5 protein-coding genes are annotated in these 4,128 nt (G+C 39.1%); 1 reads left to right on the forward strand and 4 read right to left on the reverse strand.

What is annotated here, in order from left to right:
* Window positions 1-279: 279 nt before the first annotated feature.
* Entirely contained in the window at window positions 280-1,500 is a 1,221-nt protein-coding gene (locus H5975_RS07440) for an IS110 family transposase (RefSeq protein WP_204785516.1), read from the reverse strand.
* Window positions 1,501-1,746: 246 nt separating this feature from the next.
* Window positions 1,747-2,646, reverse strand: coding sequence for a UDP-N-acetylmuramate dehydrogenase (gene murB / locus H5975_RS07445; RefSeq protein ID WP_204785517.1), 900 nt, complete (start codon window positions 2,644-2,646; stop codon window positions 1,747-1,749).
* Window positions 2,647-2,748: 102 nt separating this feature from the next.
* Between murB and H5975_RS07450 the strand changes: the two genes are divergently transcribed.
* A complete protein-coding gene (locus tag H5975_RS07450; protein ID WP_204785518.1) occupies window positions 2,749-3,285 on the forward strand; it encodes a 3'-5' exonuclease in 537 nt (178 codons plus the stop codon).
* 146 nt (window positions 3,286-3,431) lie between these two features.
* Here the strand turns inward: H5975_RS07450 and H5975_RS07455 are convergent, their stop codons facing one another.
* Together H5975_RS07455 and H5975_RS07460 are read right to left on the reverse strand one after the other, a co-directional pair.
* A complete protein-coding gene (locus tag H5975_RS07455; protein ID WP_204785519.1) occupies window positions 3,432-3,935 on the reverse strand; it encodes a GNAT family N-acetyltransferase in 504 nt (167 codons plus the stop codon).
* A partial coding sequence (locus H5975_RS07460) for a tRNA (adenosine(37)-N6)-threonylcarbamoyltransferase complex ATPase subunit type 1 TsaE (RefSeq protein WP_342590543.1) occupies window positions 3,932-4,128 on the reverse strand: 197 nt, incomplete at its 5' end. The genes H5975_RS07455 and H5975_RS07460, both read right to left, overlap by 4 nt.

Genomic DNA, 4,128 nt, shown 5'->3' on the forward strand with positions numbered 1-4,128 from the left:
CTTGACAATGGTCACTTCATAACAGCGTGACAGAAGTCGTTTACGACTTCGTTTTCACGCCCCCGCAAGCAACAATAGGGTCCTAGCGTTCGGTTTGCCGAATGCTAGGCCCCATTGTTGTACTGCGCTGTTCGTATTTAATGATTGTAGTCTGACTAATGACACAGTCCCATTTCCTACGATTAGTCAAGATAAATTAGAAGAAAAGAAGCGTACACTAAATTAGCCCGCTTCTTATCCAAGAAGCGAGAATTGGTGTATATTAAAACTGTGAGACGTTTAAGCCTTCATGTGGACCATTGAGTCCGTATACCGATAGTGGTATTTTTCTTGATGCTTGATCATGGATAATAGACATTTGAGCGTTTTATTCATGCAAGCTACTAAAGCGACCTTATTCAATTTTGGATGAGGTCGTTTTTCTTTTAAACGATAATAATAGTCAACGATGTGATTAGAGCGGATATGTTGTTGGCGAATCATATTAAGAACTGTGAAATACAGTAGTTTACGAGCCAGCGGATTGCCCCGTTTATTGATATGATCTTGGCCTTGGTAAGTACCTGACTGGTACCGTCGGATATCGATACCGACAAAAGCATTGAGTTGGTTAGAGTTATCAAAACGGCTAATATCACCCAGTTCCCCCATTAACTGAGCGGCAGTTTGTGCCCCAATTCCAGGAAAAGAAGAGTACAACATGAATTCTGGCAAACGTTGGGCGGTGTTTTCCATTTGTTTGATCAATTGCTCTTTCTGCTGTGTCAAAGCCATTAGTTGTCGAGCATAATATCTTACTTCATCAACCTGAATAGCGTCACTAGGTACTGCTGGGTAAGCGTTCTGCGCCAAACTTAATAGTTTATCGGCGTATTTATAAGCCTTCGGCTTTGATATTTTTTTATCAGTAGCGGACATTAGAAGATTCTTTAATCTAACTCTTGAATAAGGCTGAACTAGTGCGGGGTGAGGGAACAACTCAACGATATTTAGTGCAAGCTTGGAAGCTCGATTTACAAAAAGCTGCTTAAGTTCTGGAAAAGTCTGTTCAAGTGCCGTATGAAGGTGATTTAAACGATAAGTCCAATCAGCGTTCAGCTGATTGTAGAAACGACTAAGTTCATGAAGGCGACGATAATTCTTTGCCCAGGGAACGGTTAGACGAAAGTGATGGTCCTGGACAGACAAGGCAATCCGATGGGCATCTTTCAGATCAGTTTTTACGCGTCGGAGACTTTCAGATTTCAAATGAAGCTCTAGTGGGTTACGGCGACAAAAGTGAAGTTTATTCATCTCACAAAAACGTTCCACTACCCGAGAATAAACTCCGGTCGCTTCAAAATAAACCGTCGGGTTTTGTGACTGCTTAATGATGCCCAACAATTTACTAAAGCCTTCGTTAGTATGAGGTAGTTCAAACTCTTTTAAACAGTGGTGGTCTCGATACCAAACACAATAGCTTTTGCCCATTGAAACATCTAACGCAAATACATCAGCCATATGAAGACTTCCTTTCTAAAAATAGAACTAGGTATTACCACTATCCTAGATTTGTAATTCATTTCCTAAATACACGAACTCATAGTTCCACAACCTAAAAGTAAAATATCAAATCAAAGATAGCGGAGGTCATTTTTTAATACGGACTCGTAGTCCTTGGGGCTATGTACGACCTTAGCTCTATCTTTAGAGTAACAAAAAAGTTCAGAACGACATCAAATCGTTCTGAACTAATCTTAGGTTGTTTTACTTATCGCGCCCGATAATTCGTACTTCAGTTTCTAAATTAACCCCAAACTTTTCCTTAACTACTTTCTGAACATGGTGAATAACGTTTAAGTAATCGGTTGCTGTCCCATTATCGATATTTACAATAAAGCCAGCATGTTTTGTGGATACTTGAGCTCCCCCTGAGGTGTACCCTTGCAATCCAGAATCATGAATTAGTTTGCCGGCAAAATAGCCCTTTGGTCGTTTAAATACACTTCCACAAGATGGTAAATCCAATGGCTGTTTAGCAGCCCGCCGTGCATTTAAATCGTCCATCCCAGCCTTAATTGTGTCGTAATCTCCTGGAGTTACCGCAAAATCTGCTGAAAGAACAATTAAATTGCGATCTTGAACTGAACTATGACGATACCCAAAGTCGAGTTCTTCATTATTAAGTTCAAAAATTTCGCCATCACGATCCATTACCGTAGCTTTTGAAACTACATTCTTGGTCTCGCCACCATAAGCACCGGCATTCATAAATACAGCACCACCGACACTTCCAGGAATCCCAGCAGCAAACTCAACTCCGCTCAACGAATGATCACGAGCAGCAATTGTCACGTCAATATAAGCTGCCCCAGCATCAGCTGTCACAGTATTGCCATGAACAACAATAGATTTCATATCTGTTAAGATTAACACTAACCCAGCAATCCCACCATCTTTAACAATTAGGTTGCTGGCATTTCCTAAAACGGTAATTGGCAAATGATGTTCCTTAGCATATTTAACCAACTCTTGAACTTCATCAACATTTTTAGGGAAGGCTAGCCAATCTGCTGGTCCCCCAGTATGAGTAAAAGTATACTTTGAAAGAAGTTCATCCTGCTTAATATTATATTCAGGAAAAGTTGTTGCAATATTTTCAGCCATATTATTAGTCCTTTTCTTCTTGATATCCAATATTGTATCATTATAAAATTAGATTTAAAAACTATTGAAATTATAACATTAATTTAGAAGGGAAGATTCAACTTGAACTTTATTGCAATGGATTTTGAAACTGCCAGTGCAAAGCGTTTCAGCGCATGTTCACTCTCATTGGTTGTTGTCCGTCATAACCAAATAGTTGACGAATTTTATTCATTAATTAATCCGCAAACTCCATTCAGCTGGCGTAATATTCAAATTCATGGCATCCATGAGGCCGATGTTGTGAACGCTCCTACCTTTCCGGATATTTGGCAACACATTAACCCATTTTTCACGCCAGATAAGTTGGTTATTGCTCACAACGCAACGTTCGACAATAGTGTTTTAAAAAATACCCTTCAGCATTACCAAATCACTCTTCCGGCTTATCAAACTTTAGATACTTTACGAACTAGTCAAAAACTATTTCCCAACCTGCCTAACCATAAACTCAATACTGTCGCAGACGCTTTGAATATTGAGTTGAATCATCACCATAATGCCCTTGATGATGCCCAAGCATGTGCCGACATTCTAATTCATCAAGCGCAGCAATTTGGTGCCCAACAAATTAAGCCATTTATTAAAATGATTGGGTAGTGCTTGCGCCTTTAGACTTTTTAACAATCATTAAATGCAAATAGTTTATCATCAACAATAGAGACCTAACGATCGTTAAACCGAACGCTAGGTCTCTACTTATTTAGTCACTAAATCAGAATCATAGCCGATTCTATCACGCAACCTTATCCACAATATTCCATTAACCAGGCCAATCGCCTTTTTCCATTACTATCTTTTTCTTCCACCTGGCCAGTTTTTACAAAGTTAAATTTTTCATAAAGATGGATGGCCCTCTGGTTATCACTAAAAACATCTAGGACCAAATGCTCAATTGAACTAAAATTCTCAAACCAATAAATCGCTTCATCTATCAGTAATGAGCCAATCCCTTGTGACCAATATTTTTTTAGTACTGCTACTCCTAATTCACCAGCATTGTCCTGACCATCTAACTTGGTAATCGTTACAATTCCTACTGGGACCTGGTTAAGAACTGCTAAGAGTACAAAGCAATCACTACGCTCATTAATTTCCTCTAAACTGACTTCTTCATCCGCAACAGATATTTTATCTAAATGAGGAATCATTACAACGCTGGTTTCGTTATTAATTTGCCGAAGCAATTTCAATACTGAGGAAGCATCTTCTAATGCTGGGGCCTTTAGGGTAACTTCGTCATCTTTCATAATTGGTCCACCATTTGTTGAAAATGTTGTCCTCGCGGATCAAAAGTTAAAATACGCTTGCTTTCGTCATCGGTTCGTTTAAAAGTGATTGCTAGAAATTCATCTGGTAATTCATCTTCAGCGAATTGTGCCCATTCAACAACGCTTACTCCATCACCATCAAAATATTCATCTAACCCTAAATCCTCTGCCC

The organism is Limosilactobacillus coleohominis, assembly GCF_016901675.1.
Lineage (GTDB): Bacteria > Bacillota > Bacilli > Lactobacillales > Lactobacillaceae > Limosilactobacillus > Limosilactobacillus intestinavium.